Consider the following 23633-nt stretch of genomic DNA (forward strand, 5'->3'; position numbering starts at 1 on the left):
GTGTAAAAAATTTCCGTACTGTGGAGAAAATAAAAAGGGATGATTCATCATCCCTTTTTTGCGTAACTAATTACGTCTAAAAATTACAATGCGCTGATCTTTTGGATCTGCTCACGTAATTTTTCTACCGCAATTTTATGATCTGCGACGCGCGCACGTTCTGCCGCAACAACAGCTTCAGGTGCTTTTGAAACAAAAGCTTCGTTACTAAGCTTGGCTTCGGTTTTGGTGATATCCATTTCTAGTTTTGCACTTTCTTTTGTTAGGCGCGCAATCTCAGCATTTTTATCAATGATGCCAGCCATAGGTACTAAAATTTCCATATTGCCTACTAATGCAGTTGCAGACAGAGGTTCTGCATCGCCGGCATTTAACCAGGTTACGCTTTCCAGCGAGGCCAACTTTTTCAAAAATTGCTGATTGTTTTGTAGGCGTTGCTGGTCTTCAGTGGAACCATTTTTGAAAAGCACAGGTAAATCTTTTGCGGGAGAAATATTCATTTCGCCGCGAATATTGCGTACACCCACAACAACTGCCTGCAGCCACTCTACGTCGCTCAATGCTTGTTGATCGATTTTGCTGTCGTCCGCTTCTGGGAAACGAGTCAGCATAATCGTTTCGCCTTTCGCACCACTTAAAGGCTTGATGATTTGCCAAATTTCTTCAGTGATAAATGGCATGAGCGGATGCACCAAGCGCAAAATAGTTTCAAGCACACGAACTAAAGTGCGGCGAGTACCTTTCTTTTGTGCGGTAGTTGCATCTGCGTTGAATAAAACAGCTTTGGTTGCTTCCAGATACCAGCTGCAGTATTCGTCCCATACAAACGAATAAATAGCTTGTGAAGCCAAATCCAAACGATAATTATCCAAGTTTTCTGCAACTGCTTTTTCAGCTAGTTGTAATTTGCTAATAATCCAACGATCGCCCAGCGATAACTCGTAATCTGTTGAACCGGTCGCTCCCGACATCCTGTCTCCCGCGACACTTGTGCTTCCCTGCACATCGTCCTGTCCGCAATCTTGATTTTCACATTGCATCAATGTGTAACGCATTGCGTTCCAGATTTTATTGCAAAAGTTTCTATAGCCTTCAACGCGACCCATATCGAACTTAATGTCGCGGCCTGTTGATGCCAACGAGCAGAAAGTAAAGCGCAGCGCATCAGTTCCGTAAGCTTGAATGCCTTCCGGAAATTCTTTGCGCGTTTGCTTTTCAATTTTCGCTGCGTCTTTCGGATTCATTAAGCCCGTGGTGCGTTTTTGCACAAGGGTTTCCAAATCAATCCCGTCAACGATGTCGAGTGGGTCGAGCACGTTGCCTTTTGATTTGGACATTTTCTGGCCTTGGCTATCGCGTACCAAACCATGAACGTAAACGGTTTTAAATGGAATCTGCGCGCTGCCATCTTCGTGTTTTACCAAATGCATGGTCATCATGATCATGCGGGCAACCCAGAAGAAAATAATATCGAAACCCGTTACCAACAAATCAGTCGGGTGGAATTTCTTCAGGAAATCTGTTTGTTCTGGCCAACCCAGTGTTGAGAAAGTCCACAGGCCTGAGCTGAACCAAGTATCCAACACATCTTCATCTTGGTTAAGCGCAACATCAGCAGCGATTGAATATTTACTGCGCACTTCCGATTCGCTGCGACCTACATACACTTTGCCGCTCGCGTCATACCAGGCGGGAATGCGATGGCCCCACCACAATTGACGGCTGATACACCAATCCTGAATATCGCGCATCCACGAGAAATACATATTCTCGTATTGCTTGGGAACAAACTGGATGCGGCCATCTTCAACGGCAGCAATGGCAGGTTCTGCAAGAGGTTTGGTGCTCACATACCATTGATCAGTCAACCATGGCTCAATTACAACACCGGAGCGATCACCGCGCGGTACTTTCAATGCGTGATCATCAATTTTTTCGAGCAGGCCAGCAGCTTCAAATGCGGCGATAATTTGTTTGCGTGCTTCATAACGATCAAGGCCTGCGTATTCTGCAGGTAATGTGTTATCAACTTCAGTGTTCAAACTGCCATCGATATTAAAGCTTTGGGCGGTTGCTAAAATCGCAGCGTTTTTGTCGAGCACATTAATCAATGGCAAATTGTGGCGTTTGCCAACTTCGTAATCGTTGAAGTCGTGCGCTGGTGTGATTTTTACGCAGCCCGTACCAAATTCGCGGTCGACATAATCATCCGCAACGATCGGAATTAAACGACCAACCAATGGGAGTTCAACGAATTTTCCGATCAGTGATTTGTAACGTTCGTCTTCTGGATGAACAGCAACAGCACTATCGCCCAACATGGTTTCGGGGCGAGTTGTCGCAACGACTAAATAATTTTTGCCTTCCGCGGTTGTGGCGCCATTGGCTAAGGGGTAGCGCAAATTCCAGAGGAAACCTTTTTCATCGTGATTTTCTACTTCCAAATCAGAAATGGCGGTGTGCAGTTTTGGGTCCCAGTTAACCAGTCGCTTGCCGCGATAAATCAAACCGTCGTCATACAAACGCACAAAAGCTTCTTGTACGGCTTTGGACAAACCCTCATCCATCGTGAAGCGCTCACGGCTCCAATCTACTGATGACCCCAAGCGGCGAATTTGGCGAGTAATGGTGCCGCCGGATTGTTCTTTCCACTCCCACACCTTTTTCAGAAATTCTTCGCGACCCAAATCATGACGACTAATGCCTTGCGCAGCGAGCTGACGCTCAACCACCATCTGCGTTGCGATACCGGCGTGGTCGGTACCTACTTGCCATAAGGTGTCGTCGCCTTTCATGCGGCGATAGCGAATCATGGTATCCATTACCGCGTTGTTAAAACCGTGACCCATGTGCAGGCTGCCTGTGACATTGGGTGGTGGAATCATCATGCAATAAGGGGTGCCTTCACCAGCGGGTTTGAAGTAGCCCTTGGCTTCCCAGGTTTCATACCACTGGCGTTCGATAGCATGGGGTTCGTAGGTTTTTTCCATAGCGATAACAAGCTCTATAGGTGCCGCTGGCGGCAAAACAATGACAAAAAATATAGGGGGCGATTATAGCGGGCGCGGGGCTTGTTTGTCTGCGCTCGTGGGCGAGATTTTTGGGGGGCTTTTGGGTATTATGGCGACCAAATTTGCGATCTTGCCTGCGTGTTATTGGTGTAAAACCTCTATGAATATTTTACATATTTCCGGTGTACTTAAATGGGGTGGTGGTGAAAACCATATCCAGAATTTATGTTTTGAATTGGCCCAATCCAATCCGGAAGTTAACAACATTATTTTATGTGTAGAAGGTGGACAGTTTCATCAGAAGCTCACCAAATTAAAGATTAAATTTTTTACCGCAAGGCGTCGTCGCCGCATCGACCTTAAATTTATCTCAACTATTATCAATCTGTGTAAGCAAGAGTCGATTGATTTAATTCATTTGCATGATCCGACCGCTATGCAATTAGCCATTATTGCTGATCATTTTTCCAATCTTCCCCCGTTCGTATTGAGTAAAAAAATATCTTATCCAGTGCGGAAAAATTTCCTGACACTTTATAAATACAATTATAAAAAAATTCAAAAATATCTATGTGTTTCTGAGGAGACGCAGGGGGTCTTGGCTGAAGCTGTTAGAGACAAGGGGAAAATACTGACTTTGTATCACGGTACACGGATTGATAACAAAAGTGATATTACGCTATTTAAATTGCGTGAAAAGTTGGGTATTGCCGAAGGAATTAAAATTGTCGGTAATATTGCCAACCATTATCCGGCAAAAGATTTGTTTACTTACGTGCGTACCCTTAACCGATTGATTAATGAGTATGGACGTAAAGATGTTCATTTTGTGCAGATAGGCTCCCCTGCCGATAAAACGCCCGAAATTATGGCGTTGGTGGAAACTTATAAATTGGAAGCTTATGTCTCCTTCCTCGGTTTTACTGAGGATGCCTCTAATTTCATTCCGCAATTCGACATAGGTTTTATGAGTTCCAAGCTGGAGGGAATTGCGCAATTTCTTTATGAATGCTTTTACCATCGCGTACCTATAGTAACGACTAATGCGGGTGGCGCGGCGGAAATTATCAAGCAGGGTGAGACAGGTTTTATTGCTGAGAAAGGTGATGATGAAGCTCTCGCGCGCCACTTGGTCTACTTGTTAGATCATCCTGACGAAGCAAAACTTATGGCGGATAATGGCAATAAGTTGTTGTATAGCCAATACATTACACCGGTAATGGCGCAAAAGACCTTGGCTGTATATCGCGAGATAATTGGAAGTAAGTGATGACCGAAAAAAAAGACATCAAAAAAATACTAGTCATTCGGTTTCGTCGTGTGGGCGATGCTGTATTGGGTACGTCTCTCTGTACCAGTTTGCGTAAAACGTTTCCCGACGCAGAGATCCATTATTTATTGAATACACCTATTGTACCTTTGTACGACGGGCATCCTGACGTTGATAAGGTTATTTCTTTTGATTCCAAGGATGATAAGAGTTTTCTCCTTTATATTCGAAGAGTTTGGTCTATTGTCCGCGCCAATAAATACGATGTAATAATTGATATGCGCGGCACTTTGAGGACTTTACTGTTTTCGTTGTTTTCCCCCTTCACTGCGTTCCGAATTGGTACTAAGAAGCCATACAGTTTTATAGCGCTCAATCACCCCGTTGATAACCGCGGGGATAAAACCAGTAACATGATTGATCAAAATCTCGCTTTCCTAAAACCATTGGAAAAACTTACTGAAGTTATCTATTGCAGAGATTTTAAGCTGTATGTGACGGATAGCGAAAAGCAAGGTTTTCGGGATTATATGGTTTCATCGGGAATTGATTTCTCGCGTCCCGTAATACTCGCGGTTGTTTCTGCTCGCTTGCAGCATAAAATTTGGGATAAAGAGCGTATGAAGCAAGTGCTTCAACGTATTATCGAAAATTACGATGCACAGATCATTTTTAACTTTGTGAATGCAGAGCAAGAGTTTGCTGTTAGTGTTCATCAGGAAATGAACAATCACGCTAATATCTTCACGAATATTGAAGCGAACTCCTTGCGCGATTTATGTGCGCTAAGTGCTAACTGTGATTTCTTTTTTGGAAATGAAGGCGGCGCTCGCCATCTGGTGCAAGCTTTAGATGTTCCGTCTTTTGCTATTTTTCCGCCGAAAATTGCAAAAAACCGTTGGTTGCCAGCCCAAGGCGATCGGTTTGCTGGGATTAGTCCAGATGACTTTTGTTCCAAACTGGAGCAAAAAGCAATGACCTACGAAGATCGGTTTAATCTAATTACGGTTGACCGAGTGTGGGAAAGTTTGCAGCCAATGCTTGATCGTTACGTAAAAAAATAGCTATTGCACTGTAATAGGTTTGTTAAAGCTGCGAAGCGTAAAAAACTTGTATTTTTTTCTAATTTGAAGTTTTCGTAAAAGATTGAGTGGTTTTCTTTTCAGGCTTTTTTTATCCATACGCAAGAAATTAATGCACGCATCAACAACTCTTTCACTGGAGTGTCCGTCTTTGTAGGGGTGAGTTTCCGCGATAAACTCCTTGATACTATTCATCAGGTCTTCAGGCAGAGTTAGTGCGGTTGTTATCGCTTTTTCCAGGTGCTCGGGCGCTTTTATATCCAACAGATGCTTATCTGGCTTATTGTTATTGAAGGTAACCACTGGCTTTTCTTGTAACAAAAACTCGGCAATTGCCGATGTGGTATCTGCAATCATCAAATCTGCTTGTTTGAACAATGGAATTAAGTCTGTTGTGTCTTTGAATTTTACGTTGACGTTTTCCAATGCCCTGAATTTATCTGCTCGATCTTTATCCATCAATGGATGCATGGTTATCATCCAATCGTAATGGTTTAATTCCATTAATCTTTTTAACTCAGCAATAAATTCGTCGCTGTGTGCTAAGCTTAATTTTGGGGTGAATGTGGACGAAACTAGAATTCTAGGGCGCGCGTTATGTGTTGGCTCAACTGGAAATAAAGGATCTACTTTAGACCAGCCCGTTTCAACTGCTTCAAAGTAGCCTAAATCTTTTGCAATTTTTTGAAAGGGGATTGTAGTTGAGGGGCCTTGCGTGCAATAAAGATCAAAGAATCCGCGTACGCGGAAGTGGCCTTTTTCCGCAGAACGTTTGTTAATTGAAAAGCCGTGAAAGATTTGTACTTTTATACCTGGGAAAAAATCGGGAACTATGTTGGTAGCTGATAAAACTACATGCGGCTCGTAATCAATCACGTCTTGTGGTGTTAACAATAAATCGCCGGAATCGCGCAGCAGGCAACTGCTTTGTTCCATTTCTGAAAACCATTTTACTTCGTAACCGCGTTTTTTTATTTCCTCTTCTAATGGCTTACAAATAGGTAAGCCATAAGCGTAGGTAACATGAAGTAAAAAGCGATACATAAAAGGTCTCGGTAGATCTATTAATTCATTTTGGCGATCAGCGTGTTCCAAACATTAAACGGTTTTATACCATTCATGCAGGGTGGCGTTTCATGGCTATTTTCAGGTAGCCATTTGCATTGCCGTTTGTGGCACGGCATGCAAGATAGAACTTGTTCAAGTTGCAAATTGCTGGTGTGTTTGCCAATTAAGCCGACTTTAATTGGAGATGTTGCACCATAAAGCGCAACTGTGGGGGTTTCCAGTGCGCCGGCTAAGTGTGAAAAACCAGTGTCTAAACCAATAACGCCTGCTGCTTCGACTAGATTTTCCGCAATGGTGGTGATCGACATACGTTGTTGGGGGCGCGTTGCCTTTGGGCAGACAGCAATAATGCTGTCCGCTATGGAGCGTTCTTCTAAGCTACCCCACATTATTTCCACGTCAAATCCTTCTTCGATGGCAATTGCGGTTAATTTTTGCCAGTGAAAGCTTGACCAGAGCTTGGTGACCCAGCTCGTGCCGATAATAAACATTAACTTCCGCGGATTTTTAATAACATGGGAGAAGTTTTGATTGATTCCAAAATTGAGATGCTGCGCAGGTGTATAACCAAACGCATGAGCGAAGAGCTGGCGAGTACGCTCAACTGCATGTTGATTTTTGTCCACGCCGTAGCGCTTGTTATAAAACAAACTTGCTATAGGTTCCCGAGCTGATTTGCTATTGAAGCCTCGAATTTCTTTTGCGTTTGCGCATTTTGAAATTATTGCGCTTTTGAAAAGACCTTGTGCATCAATAACTACATCGTAGTGTTCAGATTTGAGTTGCCTTTTCCACGCACGGAACTCCTGCCAGCTTTTACTGCCACGTTCTTTCATCCAGCGGCGCAGGCTAATAGGAATTGCTTTGTTAATTGCGGGGTGCCAATCAACTATTTCTTTAAAGCCATCTTCAACAACCCAGTCAATTATTGCCTCGGGGTGGTGCGCTTTTAAATCGCTAATAGCGGGGAATGTGTGAAAGATGTCGCCCATAGACGACATCTTCACCAACAGAATTCTAAGCGGAACGGGGGAGTTTTCCATGAAGCTTATTGATAGTCTTTGTAAGATTTTTCTTCGACTAATTCAGAGCCAAATGCGAGATTAATATCTTTTTTAACTTTTGCGCGCTTGTCGTTAGTGACATAAACTGCGCGGGCAAGTTGGATAAATTTATCGCTAAAGTCTTTAGCGTATTCGCAATCGCGAATATCGTCTTCAATAATCCAAAGCTCTTGGTTGATGTCTTTCAAATCTTGCTTAAGAGGTGCAAGTTTGGCAACACCAGCTGCATCTAGCAAGTTATCGACCTTGGCATTAAGTACATTTAATTCATGGGTAACGTTTTTGAGTTTACCTGTATCGCTGATGTTGATTGCTTTAATTTCAAGAATAGTGATTTTATCGATGAGTTCGCCTAGGGATATTGGAGCTTCAATCAGCATAGTTAGGTTCTCTTGGGTATAATCGGGAGATTTTTGAATGGCGGCATCTTAGCAAATTTATGCTGCGCGCGCAGGTGTGCGTGGATGTTAGAAGAATGGGCGCCCCATAGGGTTTTCCGAATGGGGCGCAAAACGGCGTTAGTTTGCGGCTCTCGCGGTAATTTGTGAGTTTCGGAAGGAGGTACAGATTGCCATTAGCGTTCTGCGGCTTTGTTCATCCTCCACTTGGCTGGCCTGCCGTAGAGCTTCGTCAAATCGTTGTTGAATACACAGGATTCTTACGGCTCGAATAATCTCTATGTCGCTCATCGTCATAACACTTCTCCAAATCGTTCTTGAATAAACCCAAAGTCTCCTCTTGCTTGTACGTCGCCCCCGCTAGGCTTTCCGTGTACCCAATTGTGTCCCTCGATTTTAAGTCTATATAGGCTGGCGGCAATCGTCGGGTTAAATAATGAGCTGTTTATACTGTTTGTGAATGAGGGGAATCTTTTGATTTTCGTTAATTATAAATTCAACTTTATGCGACATTGTGGGGCTGGGATTGGGCATGAATCGTATTTTAGGTGCATTCAATTTCTACTGACAGCCTCTGTCAGTTATTGCGATTAAGATACCCTTCGTCAACACACATTAAGGAGAAATCATATGTGGCAAGCTAAATTCCAAACGACTACCGATGTCCCCGCGGAAAACCTTTACCGGGCAATTACCGATTTTAATGCCTGGAACAAATGGGATGAGGGCATTGAGCACACTCAATTGATGAGTGATGCAAAACCCGGTGGTGTTTTTATGCTTAAGCCGAAAGGGGGCCCTGCAGTAAAGATCACCATTGAGAAAATGTGGCCTTACGAGGTCATAGACGTGGCTCACTTACCTTTGGCAAAAATGCGTACCTCCCATAGATATGTGCGAGTAGGAGATACCACGCATATCCATATGGAGCTGCAAATTTGGGGGCCACTGGGGTTTCTCTGGCGTAAAATTATTGGCGAAAACCAGATAAGAGAAGCGGCTGCGCAGACTCAGGCTTTCATTAACTATGCGAGAGCTGCCTGATGAAAGTAAAGTTCACATTGTGCTTATGTATGTTGCTGACCTGTGTCTCGAGTATCGCATCGGAAAATACATCAATAACTCAAAAGGAAACAAAACGAATGGCTAGTACCGCTCCCCAACTAAAGCAGCGCCTTCATATTATTTTGCTCGGCGTAAATGACGTGGCTAAAGCAGCCGCATTTTACGAGGCCTTAGGATGGAAGCGCGCCCCTAGTAGCCATGCGGGATTCGTCAAGTTTGACTTGGGCGGTTTTGCTTTGGCGTTGATCTCCAGGGAGGATTTGGCGAAAGATGCCTTGGAGCCAAGCGCTCATGGAACCGGATTCTCTGGTGTTGCGCTGATTCATTTAGTGCCTAAAGCAGAAGATGTGGCGCTAACCTTGGCTCGCGCAGCGGAAGCGGGAGGGACTCTCGTAAAACCCGCAACCAAAACCCAGTGGGGCACAGCGGGTTACTTTCGCGACCCGGATGGCCACTTGTTTGAAGTCGATCATGAAGATGTATGGGTGTTTGATGAAAAGGATCATCTCGTTGTGCAATAACGAAATCCCAAGTGCGCCCTAAGACTTTGCCGTTAAATATTCCCGCACTAAAGTCCTTGCCCTGTGCAAGCGGCTTTTGATGGCGGGAATATTTTCATTTAAACGTTTAGCAATTTCGCTGAGCGTTAACTCCTCAAAATCGCGCAGTAAAATAATCTGTAAATAGTGTTCGGGTAGCGACTCCAAGGCGGCGACCAGTTCTAACCGCAATTGTGGGTGGGGTTTTGAATCAATAAATTCTGCCCATTCGGCTTCATCAATATGCACATTCAAATGCATGCGGCGAAAAACGGATTGGCAGTGTCGCTTCACAATAGTGAATAGCCAGGCAGAAAATGAAGAAATACTGCGAACAGCCTTAATTTTCCTGCTCATGACCAACAGTGTTTCTTGTACCGCATCGTCAACATAACTAGCCTGACAATGTTTTTGTGCGTAGCGGCGCAAATCCGGATACCAATGTTCCAGCAGCTTTTGTAATGCAAAGGGATCGCCTGTTTGGGCGGCTGTGATTAATCCCGACATTTGATCCCCGTTGTTCACTTAAGCTCCTTAGTTTGATGAGTCTATTTTGCGGCCGCCAATTGCACAGAGCGGGCAATAGCCGAATAATCCCGTTGATGCAAATCCGGCGCATGAAAGGCCCACGATCACGCCCAATGTTGAAGTACCGAAAGCGCTGTAACTGTAAGCCAGTGCGCCCAAACCAGCCGATATTCTTAATACTCGTTCCCAGGTTGGAACATTTTTAACGTACCACATAGTTTTCTCCTAATGATTAAATGAGGCAAGCCCTCATTTCCTAGTGGGTCGGAAATGCCAAAAGGATTCGCCAGAAATAAAAAAGTTATTGATATTGTGAGAGCGGCAGCTCAACTGAGATTTTTTTGAGTGACGCGAATCCTTTTTGCTGTTTTGCGACACTCTTATGAGTGGTACTGATTCACGACATTTTCATTGGGGCGGTGTTCGGGTGTTATTTGATTCGCCTGGCAATCAACTGCCCTTAGATACAGGAATAAATATGCAACAACCTGAATTTCTTTTTCTCGCGGGTTACGGTAACTCAACGGGCGATCACTGGCAGGCCAAGTGGTTTAACGCCTTTCCGAGCAGTATTTGGGTTGAACAAAATTGGGAAAGCCCGAACAGAAATGAGTGGGTAAGTGCTTTGGATATTGCACTAGGTAAAACCTCAAACCCAGTGGTTATTATTAGCCACAGCTTGGGTGGTTTGGCATTTGTTGAATGGGCTAACCAGTATCCAGAACAGCTACAGCAAAAAATTCGCGGTGCCTTTTTGGTGGCTGTACCTGATGCAGACGCGGATTCTTTTCCTGCGGCCATTAGCGGCTTTTCATCCACTCCCGCCCAAAAGATTGCCATACCCGCAATCATGGTGATGAGTTCGGATGACCCTTATTGCACGCTTGAACGAAGCCGTTACTTCGCCAAAGCTTGGGGCAGCGAATTAATAAACATAGGCGCAAAAGGCCACATCAATACCAGTGCCGGTTTGGGTGATTGGCCGGAAGGAGAGCAGCATTTGCATCAGTTTTTGAAGTCACTTTCTTGAGTGATGATTTTAATCGAGAGCAGCCGCAACTTGGTTGTTCCCGCGTATAATGCCGCCTTTTCTGGTTTCACCTAAAAGGCCATTCCATGTCTGAAGTTCGTACCCGTATTGCCCCATCACCCACCGGCGACCCGCACGTAGGCACCGCTTACATCGCTCTCTTCAACCTGTGTTTTGCCCGCCAGCACGGCGGTAAATTCCTGTTGCGTATTGAAGATACCGATCAAACCCGTAGCACGCCCGAATCCGAACAAGCGATTTTGGATAGCCTGCGCTGGTTAGGGTTGGATTGGGACGAAGGCCCAGACGTTGGCGGCCCACACGGCCCTTATCGTCAAAGCGAACGTATGGATATTTACGGCAAATACGCCATGGAACTGGTTGAAAAAGGCCATGCTTTCTATTGCTTCGCCACGGCAGAAGAACTGGAAGAGATGCGCCGCGAGCAAATGGCCAAAGGCGAAACGCCAAAATATGATGGTCGCGGTTTAAAACTGTCTGCTGAAGAAGTACAGGCCAAGCTCAATGCTGGCGAGCCCTACGTGATTCGTATGAAGTTGCCCGAAGAAGGCGTGTGCGAAATTGATGACATGCTGCGCGGCAAAATCGAAATTGAATGGGCGCAAGTGGACATGCAGGTTTTGCTCAAAGCCGACGGCATGCCAACCTACCATTTAGCTAACGTGGTTGACGATCACCTTATGCAAATCACCCACGTGATTCGCGGTGAAGAGTGGATCAGCTCAGCACCTAAGCACCTCAAACTCTATGAATACTTTGGCTGGAAAGCGCCTGTGCTCTGCCATTTGCCATTGCTGCGCAACCCGGATAAATCCAAGCTCAGCAAACGCAAAAACCCAACTAGCATTCTCTATTACAAACAAATGGGTTATTTGCCCGAAGCCATGTTGAATTACCTTGGTCGCATGGGTTGGTCAATGCCAGACGAGCGCGAAAAATTTACATTGCAAGAAATGCAGGCTCACTTCGATCTAAACCGCGTATCTTTAGGTGGCCCGATTTTCGACGTAGAAAAACTCAGCTGGCTAAACAGTTTGTGGATTCGCGAAAACTTCACCATCGAACAACTTGCGGAGCGGATTCACAAATGGGCGTTCAATAAAGAGATGCTGCTGCAAGCCTTGCCGCACGCACAATCGCGCATGAATACGCTGAGTGATTTTGCACCCTTGGCCAGCTTTTTGGTGTCTGGCATGTTGAATATCAATGAAGCCAGTTTCGCCGCTAATAAGCTCGATATTGAAAAGCAAAAAGAGTATTTGCAGTTTGCCCTGTGGCGTATGGAAGCCTTGCGCTTCTGGGAGCGCGATACTATTTTCAACGAGCTTAAACTGCTCGCTGATCAAATGGGTATCAAACTTAAAGATGCACTTGCGCCCATTTTTGTTGCCATTGCCGGTACAACAGCATCTTTCTCTGTGGTGGACTCTATGCAAATTATCGGCCCCGATATGAGCCGCGCGCGTTTGCGTCACGCGGTGAATGCCTTAGGGGGATTTGGTAAGAACAAGCAAAAAGAGCTGGATAAGATTTACGCCAAGCTCGGAGAAGCGGCCGAAACCCCTAGCGAGGGTTAATCCTTAAGCATTTGATAAACCTCGAAAAACGGGAGCTGGCCAAGGATCTTTTCCTTGACACTCCCCAAACCGCTGCATACAATGCGCCCCGCTTCAGGACGAAGCCCAAAGAATTTTGGGGCTATAGCTCAGCTGGGAGAGCGCAACACTGGCAGTGTTGAGGTCAGCGGTTCGATCCCGCTTAGCTCCACCAATAACTCTTTGATTTTCAAAGAAAAAACAAAAAGGCCGACTCGGAAGAGTCGGCCTTTTTGCATTTCTGGGTTAGTTTTGGGTTAGTTTTTTTTGTGGGATTGCTCGCAAAGTATCTGTTGCCAACTTACTCAGCTCGGTAACACTTAGTCCAGTCAGTTTCATAGTATTGCGGTAGGACTGGCGTAGTTCGACCAGTGGACTCAAATCGAAGCGGCGAGTTTTACCGCTCAGTGCATGGAACAGTGCCCATTTGTCGGCAAAATTGAATTCCTGGTCGTTGTGCCAAAAGTCAAACAAAGCCACTGCAATCTTCCCAATCTCCCCACTGGTAGAAGGAACTATTTGGTTGGCAAAAATTATAAAAACCAAGGCGTGCATTGCTGTTGTTAAATCTATCGCCAAAGACTCTGCGAGACCTGGCTCAGAGTCCCAAGCTTGTAGTCCGTAATTCAATAGAAAAAGAACAATGCTGCTAGGGTTTAGTGGTTCGTAAAGTGGAACCGTTTTTTTGTGTGCCGGAGTAATGAGTTCAGTTTGCTTGGCTTTATCGAGCGTAATGGGTTGCAGCTTTGGAATAGAAACAGATTTTGGTGAAAATCCCCTGTGGATGAATACATCCTCTCGTTCACGCTCAGTACTGTTTTGTATTCGTATCTCGCCGTGAGGGGTAACTGCCCAGCCTTTATGCACTTCTCTGAGAATTTCCCATGCCCGTGAAATGGCTTTTTCTATCCCTTCTCTGGCTACTATGACAGGCAAGTCAAAGCAGCAGATATGACAGGCTAGGCGATTGTTAACTAAACAAGGCTCCAACCATTTGGATGCCAGGTTTTGAGTAACCGCATTTAATTCTGCCCGATTGGTCGGGTTGATAGTTCTTTGGCCGTGCCACCAAGCCCCCCAAGTGGATTCTGAGAGTTTGGATGAATCTAGGCCTCGTTCAATTAAGGCATTTCTACAATCTTCAGCGCAAGGAGTAGTACGAGAAGTACCTAATAGATCCAGTTGTAAGTAACGCGTAAAAACACGAGTTCGCAGAGGATTTATTATTTTTGGCGTATTTTTCATCTTAATTCTGTTTTTCATGGTAAAAAACAGAATTTAACAGAATAAAACTTGGCCTCACAAGCGGTAATGTGTCTCCAACACAACAGCACAGGAGGCACTATGACCACCCGCTATCTAACCCTCGATGAAATCAGTCAGCGCCTACACATGGCACCGGGCACGGCTCGCAATCGCATGAGTCGGCACGATCCTATGCCACCCTCGGTGAAAGTTGGTCGTCGTCTCCTTTTTCCAGAAGATAAGTTTAACCAATGGATGGGTGAACGCTTGCGGTGCGAGCAAGGGCAGCAAACGCATGTTTAGTTTGAGCTGTAAGCGCACACGAAATCCTTATATCGTTTATGCACCGGTCGCACTAGTGGTCGCTACTTTGCCTCATCGTGAGGTAAATGGAACGGAGTTTGTTCGCCGCAATGGTCGTCACACTCTTAGTATTCTGGCTCCATCACGTGTGGGGTTGCCTTATGGTGTTATCCCACGCTTGTTAGTGATATGGATAACGACTCAAGCAAAAATCGCTGGTCAGCGTGAAATCAAGTTGGGTGACTCCTGTAGAGCTTTTTTAAAAGAACTGGGTATTCAATCTACAGGTGGGAAAAACGGTTCTATTGGCCGTCTCAGAAAGCAAATGCGTAGCTTACTGCAATGCACAATTAGTATTAGTGAGCATAGTGAAAATCTGGATCAAGAGTGCGGGATGCGTCTTGCAGATCACTCAGCGCTTTGGTGGTCGGGCGATCAGCTGCAGGAAAGTTTTTTACATCTATCAAGTGCATTTTTTTACGATATAACGAAATCAGCATTTCCAATTGATGTGCGCGCAATCCGTGAGTTACGTCAGTCTCCATTGGCTCTGGATATTTACCTTTGGCTCACCTACAGGGTTTACCGATTAACAAAACCATGTGTGATTTCCTGGGCAGATTTGCAAAAGCAATTTGGCACTGACTACGCAAAGCAATGGCATTTTGAAAAAGCATTTACCAAGCACTTGCAACGAGTGAAAAGCGTTTATCCAGAGTTAATTGCACAATGTTCTGCTAAGCAAGGTCTTTACCTACATCCATCAAAAACACATGTGCTTAGCAGTTGTGGATAAGCCTGTTAGTGATGGTAAAGCGGTGCGCATAAATGGTAACCGTAAAAACTCAATGTACGCATAAATGGTAACCGCCGTGCGCATAAATGGTAACCCTGGTGCGCATAAACAGTAACCTTTTTGCGCATAAATGGTAACCGGTAGCGAAAAATTTCGCTGTAAGTATATGATTTTAAAAAAGAATTTTTCGCGATTTTTAGCCCCCTATAGATACCTATAGTTACCTATATATACCTATAGATATTTCAGAGCACCTGTAGGGCTTGTTGATAAGTCGAATAACTAAAAAAGCCAAAAAATTAAGGTAATTATTTCGGTATATCGAAAAATTTGAAGTTCAAGTTAAGTGATCTAATTATGAAAGAAATGTGAGTGAAGCAAATTGAAGTAAAAGGAAGTAAAAAGAAGCAAAGTGAAGTAACTGTTAAAAATATCCGGCTGATTTTTTTGTCACTCAACATCACTAAATCTAATTTTCTATCATTAAAAAATCTTGCAAAAAGCTGTAAAAAAACAGTGAAACAAAAAGAAGTAAAGTGAATTATTTTTTAGGGCAAGATGTGTGAACTAGGCCTACTTCAGCGAGCTGATTTGGCTATTTCACCTTGATTATTTGCACTTTCGTGCTCATAAATTTCAAACAAACGGCTACCGCCTAGGAGAATTACAATGACCGATACCAGAGAACACGCTTTACGTGTATGGGTGACGCCAGAAGAAAAGGCTTTAATTGACCAACACGCAAAGGCAACCTGTATGAGCTGTTCTAGATACCTGCGTACCTTAGGTGTTGGTTATGTTCCCCAAAGTAAGCTTGATGTATTCCATATGCTTGAGCTCGCAAAGGTAAATGGGGGTATGGGGCGGTTAGGGGGATTACTGAAAATGCTGCTAACCAACCAAGAACGGCGTACGCCAGAATTAGATCGTCAGCTCGAAAGTCTTTTAGATGAAATTTCTGTCACGCAAGGAGATTTGTGGGCTATAGCCCAAAAGTTAAAGGAATAGTTTTGGTTGAAAATTAAGCGTTTTTTTCAATGTAATGTGATGTTGTATGTGACGGGATTATCTAATGTTATATTGCGGGTTTGGTTGTGACTCGGTTCACATGACTATTCCAGCATATAACGAGTGTCCAAATGGAATTAATAGACAACATCAATAGCTTGCTTGGCGATAACCTTAAAGCCAGCTTGAATCCTGGCGCAAAGCTTAAGATAGCAGCTTCTTGCTTTTCTATTTATGCCTATGAGGCGCTAAAAGAAGAACTGGAAAAAATTGATTCTTTCGAATTCATATTTACTTCTCCCACCTTTGTAGAGAATGAGGTTACTGATCGGATCAAGAAGGAGCAGCGTGAATTTCATATTCCCAGGGCGGAGCGTGAGCGGAGTTTTTACGGAAGTGAATTCGAGATCCAGTTAAAGAACAAGTTGACCCAAAAGGCTATCGCAAAAGAGTGCGCTGATTGGATCTCGCGTAAAGCACTCTTCCGCTCCAACAAGACGAAAGCGGCCATGCAGCCATTTGCGTGCATTAAGTCTGAGCAGCACGATGCGGCTTATATACCTCTTCATGGATTTACTGCTGTGGATCTTGGATATCAGCAAGGTGATGCCATATCAAACTATGTCAATAAAATAAGTGATTCCGCATTCTCTGCAAATTATCTCAATTTATTCGACCAAATTTGGAATGATGCAGATAAGCTCGATGATGTGACCCAACGATTAATTAACCACATCGCCAGCGTTTACCAAGAAAACTCTCCCGAGAAAATCTATTTTTTAATGCTCTACAACATTTTTAATGAGTTCTTGGAGGACTTATCAGAAGATGTTTTGCCCAACGATTTAACTGGCTATAAAGATTCGCTGATTTGGAGCAAGTTATTCAATTACCAAAAAGATGCAGCAACGGGGATTATTAATAAACTAGAAACCTACAACGGGTGTATTTTGGCCGATAGCGTGGGTTTAGGTAAAACCTTTAGTGCTCTTGCGGTCATTAAATATTACGAGCTGCGCAATAAATCTGTATTGGTGCTTTGCCCCAAAAAGCTGGCAGAAAACTGGACTAACTACAACGGCAATTATGTTACCAATCCCTTTGTAAAAGATCGTTTTAGTTACGATGTTCTTTGCCATACGGATTTACAACGAAATTCAGGTGAATCTTTAGGTATCACCCTTAATAGAGTGAATTGGGGCAACTACGATTTAGTTGTAATTGACGAGTCGCATAACTTCCGCAATAACGACGCCTATAAAGAAACGGAAACGCGCTATCAAAAATTAATGAATAATGTGATTCGCGCGGGTGTTAAAACTAAAGTACTTATGTTGTCAGCAACGCCGGTCAATAACCGCTTCAACGATTTGCGCAACCAACTTGCCTTGGCTTATGAGGGGGAGTCTGAAAAGCTGCAAACCAAAATTGGCACAACCCGCAGCATTGAAGAAATTTTTAAACGGGCGCAGAAAGTGTTTAATGAATGGTCAGAGTTGCCGCCAGAAGAGCGCACTGCCGCGACCATTTTAGAATCGCTAGATTTTGATTTTTTTCAATTGTTAGACAGTGTAACCATTGCGCGCTCACGCAAGCACATACAAACCTTTTATGACACCAAAGATATAGGAAATTTTCCTGAGCGATTAAAGCCTATTTCCGTGCATTGCGCGTTAACTAACCGTAATGATGTTATTGGCTTTAACGAAATCTTCAATCGCTTAACCCTGCTTAATCTCGCTGTATATGCCCCTGTGAGTTACATCCTCGCCAGTCGCTTAGCAAAATATGAAGCGCGGTATGATACTGATGTCAGTACCGGCGGCGCAAAACTAAAACAGGTAGATAGAGAAAAGAGCCTTAAGCGCTTAATGACAATCAACTTGCTCAAGCGTTTAGAAAGTTCAGTGCATTCATTCCGTTTAACGCTTGAAGGTTTGCGTGATAACCACCAACGTACCTTACAAAGTATTATCAGCTTTCAGCAGCAAGGTGACGCAACAGCAGCCAATATTGAAATTGAAGACATTGCCAGTGGCTTTAACAATATTGAGTTTGATGAAGACGAAATGCCCGATATTGATGAGGCATTCTCAACTGGCGGAAAAATCCAAATCAATCTAGCGGATATGGATTTAGTACGCTGGGAACATGACCTAAGTGCTGATTTATGGATCATTGAAGAATTGCTCAATGAAATGCAAAAAGTTAGCCCAGCCGACGACACCAAACTCCAGCACCTTAAAACCCAAATAGAAAGTAAATTGGCATCGCCAATTAATGCCGGCAATAGAAAAGTATTAATTTTTACGGCGTTTGCCGATACCGCCAATTATTTATATGAACAACTCTCTCATTATTTTTTAAATCACAGAAAGCTCCATACCGGTATTGTCACAGGTAGTAGTACACCAAAGTCAACGCTCAGCAAAGCTTATGATTTTCAAAGTTTGTTAACCTTATTTTCGCCGCGCTCAAAAGAAAAAGCGGCGATATTGCCTAAAGAGCTTGGTGAGCTAGATATTTTGATTGGTACTGACTGTATATCTGAAGGGCAAAACCTGCAGGATTGCGATTACCTCATCAATTACGATATCCACTGGAACCCCGTGCGTATTATTCAGCGTTTTGGCCGTATAGATCGCATTGGTTCGCGCAACAAACATATTCAACTTGTGAACTACTGGCCGGATATCACGCTAGATGAATATATTAATTTGAAAGAGCGCGTAGAAAATCGCATGGTGATTTCAGATATCAGCGCAACCGGCGATGATAACGTGCTCAACACACAATCTAACGATGTCTCTTATCGCCGTGAGCAATTACGCCGCTTGCAAGATGAGGTCATCGAAATGGAAGAGCTAAAAACGGGCATTTCCATTACCGATTTAGGCCTGAATGATTTTCGCATGGATTTGCTCAATTACTTGAAGATAAATCCCGATATCTCCAGCGCACCTAATGGCCTTCATGCGGTAGTCCCTGCGGATGCGCAACGCGGTTTGGCACCAGGTGTTATTTTTACGCTGCGCAACCGCAACAACAGTGTCAACATCAATCAGCAAAATCGTTTGCACCCTTACTACCTCATTTACATTAGTGATGAAGGCGAAATAATTGCAAATCAACTTCATGTAAAACAATTGCTCGATAAAGTGCGTGCTGCGTGCAAGGGGAAAAACCAGCCTATAGAAGCGGCTTACAGACCCTTTAACCTTGCCACGCAAGATGGTAAGCGTATGGAGTTTTATTCTGATTTATTAGACTCCGCCATTGCCAGCATGATTGAACTTAAAGAAGAAAAAGACATTGATAGCCTTTTCACGGGTATGCGTACTACGGCGCTAACCAATACTATTCGCGGGCTAGATGATTTTGAGTTAATTAGTTTTCTGGTAGTGAAGGGTTAGCACATGCAATCAAGTGCTACTTCATTTGCGTTTCCTGCAAAGGCGCTCTACGGCAAAAAAGTTGCCAAGGAAAAAATCTATCAATACGCCAGCCCGTCAGTGGCGGTAAAGCAAAAATTCATTCAGCAAATTGAAAAGATTGTATGGCAATACAAATTGGCGCCAGAAACTATCAATCTTCCTGCAACCAAACAAGTGGCAGAAATTCAAATTTTTGACGTGTGGTTGAAAGATAATATTGCGCCAACGGAGTTAGATGACTCGCTACTAAAAGTCATCGATAAAGCGATTAGTATGCCGCTCTACTACCGGCTATTTGCTGGCGAGCAAGTAAAGTTCTGCATGGCTTATAAACGCCCAAGTGAGGCAGATTCAAATAGTTGGGTAGTAGAAACCTATTTTGCAACACCTTGGTTAAATGTAGCTAACGCACTAGCGGCGGCGCAGACCTTGCCTATAGCCATCAATATGCAGGGGTTATATGAGCAGCTGTTGCGAAGCGTTGTTACCGAGCCAGCAAAGCCTAGTGAAACCCTGCAGGCGCAAATGGAACGCTTAAGCCAAGCGCGTAGCCTGACCAAAGCCTTAGAAAGCCTAACTGCTCAGCTAGTGAGAGAAAAACAGTTCAATCGCCAGATAGACATTAATCGGCAAATAAACCAGCTTAAATCACAGCTGGAGCTACTAGCTGGTTAATCGCCCCCAATATGGTACTGATGAGTCCCATATTGGGGGGGGCTTTTTGCGTGCCCTAGGTTTGAAATGAATAATAAAAGGGTCTTGCACACACCCATGTTTGTTTTTTTTGAAATATGGCGGTAGATTGGCTAATTATATTTTATCTTTCTATAACAAGTGCCCTAGAGGCTGCGCCATATCATGCAAGACATAAACATCAACGAAAATAGCGACAACCGCAGCGGTTACTTCCGCAAAACCACCAGCGGCTACAAGGCGTTTTTTCCGCAAAGCCTACCGCCGGAGCCGGTTATCGCCCTAACGGGGCCTTTGCAGCTACAACTGTCAGCGGCAGACCGCGCCCTAGGCGCGCTCAATATGGTGATCAGCGTATTGCCCAACCCAGAGCTGCTAACAGGCATGTTTATTCAGAAGGAAGCCTTACTCAGCTCACAAATTGAAGGCACACAATCATCCCTTGTGGATGTACTCGGCGCTGAAGAAGAACACCCGCCCACCAAAGATGTCGGCGAGGTTCTCAACTACGTGCGCGCCGCGCGCCACGGCCTAAAGCGCCTGAAGGAGGATGACTTACCGCTTTGCCTACGGCTGATTAAAGAAATGCACCAGATTCTCATGGACGATGTTCGCGGCGGCAGCGCAAACCTCACGCCAGGTGAGTTCCGTACCATGCAAAATTGGGTGGGTGGAACCAGCCCCGCCAATGCGCGTTTTGTACCGCCACCGGCGAGTGAGTTGCCGCAGCTGTTGGGCGATTTTGAGCAATACATGAACCTGCACAACGATATGCCGCCGCTGGTGCAATGCGCGTTGCTGCATTATCAATTTGAAACCTTGCACCCCTTTAACGATGGTAATGGTCGCGTAGGGCGTTTGCTCATAACGCTTTACCTTGTCAGCAAAGGTATTTTGGATCAGCCCATTCTCTATTTGAGTGCCTACTTAAAAATTCACCAACAAGAATATTACGACCGCTTGCAACAAGTGCGAACGCACGGCACCTATGAAAAGTGGATTGCCTTTTTTTTAGAAGGCATAGAAGTGGTTTGCCAAATGGTAATAGACACCACGCGCCGTGTGCAGTTGTTAGAGCGCACCGATATAGACTCCATGGTGGCCGCCGGTGCGGGTAGCCAAGGTATAGGTTTTATTCGCTTAATGCTGCAACAACCAGTGGTGCAAGTAAAAGATATAGAGCAAGAACTCAGTGTGTCTTTCAGTACCGCCAACAAAATAATTGCCTTGGCAGAGCAACTGGGCATAGTGCAGCAAATTAGCCAAGGTAAGCGCAATCGTAAGTACATTTATAAAAACTATGTGGATATTTTGGCCGAAGGCACAGAAATTACCCCATTTAATTAATGGCGTGTTTAACGCTCACAGGCCACCCAAATTCAATGAATGAGAACATCATGGAAAAATTAAAAATGCACAGCCCCAATTTTGTAGACCAAAACATTGCCAAAATTGCTGAGCTGTTCCCCAATTGCGTAACAGAAAGCCGCAATGATAAGGGCGAGTTACAAAAAGCCATTGATTTTGATTTATTAAAACAAGAGCTCAGCGCGCAAATTGTAGAAGGCCCACAAGAACGCTACCAATTAAATTGGCCCGGCAAGCGCGAGGCGCTGCTCACTGCCAATGCGCCCATCGCCAAAACCCTGCGCCCCTGCCGTGAAGAAAGTGTGGATTTTGATACCACGAAAAATTTATTTATTGAAGGTGATAATTTAGATGCACTGAAATTATTGCAAGAGACTTACCTTGGCAAAGTCAAAATGATTTATATCGACCCGCCGTATAACACGGGTAATGATTTTATTTATGAGGATGATTTTGCGGAGGATGCTGAAGAATACAAATTGCGCTCGAATGAAAAAGATAATGAAGGTAATAAATTGGTAGCAAACACCGAAGCGAATGGCCGTTTTCATTCGGATTGGTTGACCATGATCTATTCTAGATTGCGACTGGCTAAAAATTTACTTTCGAACGACGGTGTAATTTGTATCTCAATAAGCGATGCGGAGCTCAATAATTTAAATTTGGTGATGAGTGAAGTTTTCGGTAAAGAAAACTACATAAATACGATAAGTGTTTTGGCAAAAGTTTCTGCGGGTGCTTCTGGTGGCGGTGAGGATAAACGACTAAAAAAGAATATTGAATATATTGTGATATATGCAAAATCATTTTTTGAATTTAATACATTATCGCATTTGTATACTGAAAGACTTCTTGTCGATGTTATTGATGAGATGCGAGATGAGGGGGAAAGCTGGAAATATACAAGTATTCTTATCGGTGCCGATGAGAGAGTTTTTTTTAAGACCATAAAAGATGGTGATGGAAATCCTATTGATATATATAAAAGGTCAGGGGTGAAAAGAACTACTATAAACAAAGTCTGCAAAGAGGAGGGAGTCTCTGAAAAAGATGCGTATGATAAATATTTTGATGCGATATTCTCTGATACTAATGCCCAAACAAGCATTCGCGAAAGAGTAATTTCTGCTGTTGGGAATTTGAATGATGACGAGATCCTTGAAGTTGAATATGTTCCTCGTTCGGGGAAAGATAAGAATCAAAGAGTGAAGCATACATATATAAGCAATACTGTTCGCCGAGTAATATGGTTGTACGATGTTGCAGAAAAATCGAAAGATGGGATTGTAAAGAAGGAAAAGCTTGGGACGTTGTGGCAAAACTTTGACTACAATAATGTTGGAAAAGAGGGCGGCATTCCATTTCCTGACGGAAAAAAACCAATTGATTTGTTGAAAACTTGCATAAATTTATATAGTGGCAGTGATGGAATTTTTGTTGATTTTTTTTCTGGATCTTCATCTTTTCCACATGCTGTAATTGATAGAAATTCGATTGACATGGGGGTCAGAAAATTTATTGCTATTCAATATCCAGAGGTGATAAAGGAAAATAACAAGAAGTATGCGGGCGCCATCAGCTTCTATAAAGAAATTTCTTTGCCGTTAGTGATTACAGAGATTAGCAAAGAACGTATCCGTCGCGCCGGTAAAAAAATCAAAGAAGAAAACGCCGATAAAGAAGGCATTGAAAATCTGGATATAGGCTTTCGCGTACTAAAAATCGACACTTCCAATATGGCCGAGGTCTATTACAACCCCGCTGCCAAGAGCCAAGAAGATTTATTCACCCAAGTGGATAACCTAAAGCCAGACCGCACCGAAGAAGATTTATTATTTCAAGTGATGCTCGATTGGGGCGTGGATTTAACCCTACCCATTCGCCGCGAAACCATCGCCAACAAAACCGTATTTTTTGTAGACAAAAATGCGCTAGTCGCCTGCTTTGATAAGCAAGGCACCATTGATGACGACTTCGTAAAAGAACTCGCCAAACACCAACCCGTGCGCGCTGTATTCCGCGATGCCGGTTTTAAAGACGACAGCGCCAAAATCAATGTGGAGCAAGTGTTTAAATTGTTATCGCCCATTACCAAGGTGAAAACCCTTTAAGGAT

General features: G+C 43.9%; 21 protein-coding genes and 1 tRNA gene. 15 read left to right on the forward strand and 7 right to left on the reverse strand.

What is annotated here, in order from left to right:
* Window positions 1–83: 83 nt before the first annotated feature.
* Window positions 84–2990, reverse strand: coding sequence for a valine--tRNA ligase (locus U1F02_RS05710; protein ID WP_409989402.1), 2907 nt, complete (start codon window positions 2988–2990; stop codon window positions 84–86).
* A 40-nt stretch (window positions 2991–3030) separates the two neighbouring features.
* Between U1F02_RS05710 and U1F02_RS05715 the strand changes: the two genes are divergently transcribed.
* Complete coding sequence (locus tag U1F02_RS05715) at window positions 3031–4281, forward strand: glycosyltransferase family 4 protein (protein WP_409989403.1); 1251 nt, start codon at window positions 3031–3033, stop codon at window positions 4279–4281.
* On the forward strand, window positions 4281–5345 hold the full coding sequence (locus tag U1F02_RS05720; RefSeq protein WP_409989404.1) for a glycosyltransferase family 9 protein: 1065 nt from the start codon (window positions 4281–4283) through the stop codon (window positions 5343–5345). The genes U1F02_RS05715 and U1F02_RS05720 overlap by 1 nt, the downstream gene beginning before the upstream one ends.
* On the opposite strand, the gene U1F02_RS05725 is transcribed toward U1F02_RS05720, so the two are convergent.
* Genes U1F02_RS05725 through U1F02_RS05735 form a run of 3 tightly spaced genes read right to left on the reverse strand, consistent with a single transcriptional unit; the run spans window position 5346 to window position 7875 of the window.
* Window positions 5346–6407 (reverse strand): CDP-glycerol glycerophosphotransferase family protein, encoded by a 1062-nt coding sequence (locus tag U1F02_RS05725; RefSeq protein ID WP_409989405.1) that lies wholly within the window; start codon window positions 6405–6407, stop codon window positions 5346–5348.
* A gap of 20 nt (window positions 6408–6427) precedes the next feature.
* Window positions 6428–7474 (reverse strand): lipopolysaccharide heptosyltransferase I, encoded by a 1047-nt coding sequence (gene waaC / locus U1F02_RS05730; RefSeq protein ID WP_409989406.1) that lies wholly within the window; start codon window positions 7472–7474, stop codon window positions 6428–6430.
* A gap of 5 nt (window positions 7475–7479) precedes the next feature.
* Window positions 7480–7875: a DUF6165 family protein gene (locus U1F02_RS05735; RefSeq protein ID WP_409989407.1), complete on the reverse strand. Its 396-nt coding sequence runs from the start codon at window positions 7873–7875 to the stop codon at window positions 7480–7482.
* Window positions 7876–8523: 648 nt separating this feature from the next.
* Between U1F02_RS05735 and U1F02_RS05740 the strand changes: the two genes are divergently transcribed.
* Both U1F02_RS05740 and U1F02_RS05745 read left to right on the forward strand, forming a co-directional pair.
* The gene (locus U1F02_RS05740; protein ID WP_409989408.1) at window positions 8524–8937 is read left to right on the forward strand and encodes an SRPBCC family protein; all 414 of its coding nucleotides are present in this window, start codon (window positions 8524–8526) and stop codon (window positions 8935–8937) included.
* Between the two features lie 98 nt (window positions 8938–9035).
* Entirely contained in the window at window positions 9036–9479 is a 444-nt protein-coding gene (locus U1F02_RS05745; protein WP_409989409.1) for a VOC family protein, read from the forward strand.
* An 18-nt stretch (window positions 9480–9497) separates the two neighbouring features.
* Here U1F02_RS05745 and U1F02_RS05750 read toward each other — a convergent pair whose 3' ends face one another.
* Both U1F02_RS05750 and U1F02_RS05755 read right to left on the reverse strand, forming a co-directional pair.
* The gene (locus U1F02_RS05750; RefSeq protein WP_409989410.1) at window positions 9498–10022 is read right to left on the reverse strand and encodes an RNA polymerase sigma factor; all 525 of its coding nucleotides are present in this window, start codon (window positions 10020–10022) and stop codon (window positions 9498–9500) included.
* Between the two features lie 9 nt (window positions 10023–10031).
* Window positions 10032–10241 carry a DUF2892 domain-containing protein gene (locus U1F02_RS05755; RefSeq protein WP_409989411.1) on the reverse strand — a complete coding sequence of 70 codons (210 nt, stop codon included), beginning with the start codon at window positions 10239–10241 and terminating at the stop codon, window positions 10032–10034.
* Between the two features lie 166 nt (window positions 10242–10407).
* Between U1F02_RS05755 and U1F02_RS05760 the strand changes: the two genes are divergently transcribed.
* From U1F02_RS05760 to U1F02_RS05770, 3 genes are all read left to right on the forward strand, one after another.
* The gene (locus U1F02_RS05760) at window positions 10408–11055 is read left to right on the forward strand and encodes an RBBP9/YdeN family alpha/beta hydrolase (RefSeq protein ID WP_409989412.1); all 648 of its coding nucleotides are present in this window, start codon (window positions 10408–10410) and stop codon (window positions 11053–11055) included.
* Window positions 11056–11141: 86 nt separating this feature from the next.
* The gene (gene gltX / locus U1F02_RS05765) at window positions 11142–12653 is read left to right on the forward strand and encodes a glutamate--tRNA ligase (protein ID WP_409989413.1); all 1512 of its coding nucleotides are present in this window, start codon (window positions 11142–11144) and stop codon (window positions 12651–12653) included.
* A 117-nt stretch (window positions 12654–12770) separates the two neighbouring features.
* Window positions 12771–12846 (forward strand) — tRNA-Ala (locus U1F02_RS05770).
* Window positions 12847–12917: 71 nt separating this feature from the next.
* Here the strand turns inward: U1F02_RS05770 and U1F02_RS05775 are convergent.
* On the reverse strand, window positions 12918–13934 hold the full coding sequence (locus tag U1F02_RS05775; RefSeq protein WP_409989414.1) for a hypothetical protein: 1017 nt from the start codon (window positions 13932–13934) through the stop codon (window positions 12918–12920).
* Between the two features lie 81 nt (window positions 13935–14015).
* On the opposite strand from U1F02_RS05775, the gene U1F02_RS05780 reads away from it, so the two are divergent.
* From U1F02_RS05780 to U1F02_RS05815, 8 genes are all read left to right on the forward strand, one after another.
* A complete protein-coding gene (locus U1F02_RS05780) occupies window positions 14016–14219 on the forward strand; it encodes a helix-turn-helix domain-containing protein (protein ID WP_409989415.1) in 204 nt (67 codons plus the stop codon).
* Window positions 14212–15015: a replication protein RepA gene (locus tag U1F02_RS05785; protein WP_409989416.1), complete on the forward strand. Its 804-nt coding sequence runs from the start codon at window positions 14212–14214 to the stop codon at window positions 15013–15015. The genes U1F02_RS05780 and U1F02_RS05785 overlap by 8 nt, the downstream gene beginning before the upstream one ends.
* 372 nt (window positions 15016–15387) lie before the next feature.
* Window positions 15388–15555, forward strand: a complete 168-nt coding sequence (locus U1F02_RS05790) for a hypothetical protein (RefSeq protein WP_409989417.1) — start codon at window positions 15388–15390, stop codon at window positions 15553–15555.
* Window positions 15556–15684: 129 nt separating this feature from the next.
* Window positions 15685–16023 carry a plasmid mobilization protein gene (locus tag U1F02_RS05795; protein ID WP_409989418.1) on the forward strand — a complete coding sequence of 113 codons (339 nt, stop codon included), beginning with the start codon at window positions 15685–15687 and terminating at the stop codon, window positions 16021–16023.
* A 131-nt stretch (window positions 16024–16154) separates the two neighbouring features.
* Window positions 16155–19436 carry a helicase-related protein gene (locus tag U1F02_RS05800; RefSeq protein WP_409989419.1) on the forward strand — a complete coding sequence of 1094 codons (3282 nt, stop codon included), beginning with the start codon at window positions 16155–16157 and terminating at the stop codon, window positions 19434–19436.
* A gap of 3 nt (window positions 19437–19439) precedes the next feature.
* Complete coding sequence (locus U1F02_RS05805) at window positions 19440–20132, forward strand: DUF4391 domain-containing protein (protein ID WP_409989420.1); 693 nt, start codon at window positions 19440–19442, stop codon at window positions 20130–20132.
* Window positions 20133–20315: 183 nt separating this feature from the next.
* On the forward strand, window positions 20316–21497 hold the full coding sequence (locus U1F02_RS05810; protein ID WP_409989421.1) for a Fic family protein: 1182 nt from the start codon (window positions 20316–20318) through the stop codon (window positions 21495–21497).
* 50 nt (window positions 21498–21547) lie between these two features.
* On the forward strand, window positions 21548–23629 hold the full coding sequence (locus tag U1F02_RS05815; protein ID WP_409989422.1) for a site-specific DNA-methyltransferase: 2082 nt from the start codon (window positions 21548–21550) through the stop codon (window positions 23627–23629).
* The last annotated feature ends 4 nt before the right edge of the window (window positions 23630–23633 follow it).

Source organism: Cellvibrio sp. (assembly GCF_046347455.1).
Lineage (GTDB): Bacteria > Pseudomonadota > Gammaproteobacteria > Pseudomonadales > Cellvibrionaceae > Cellvibrio.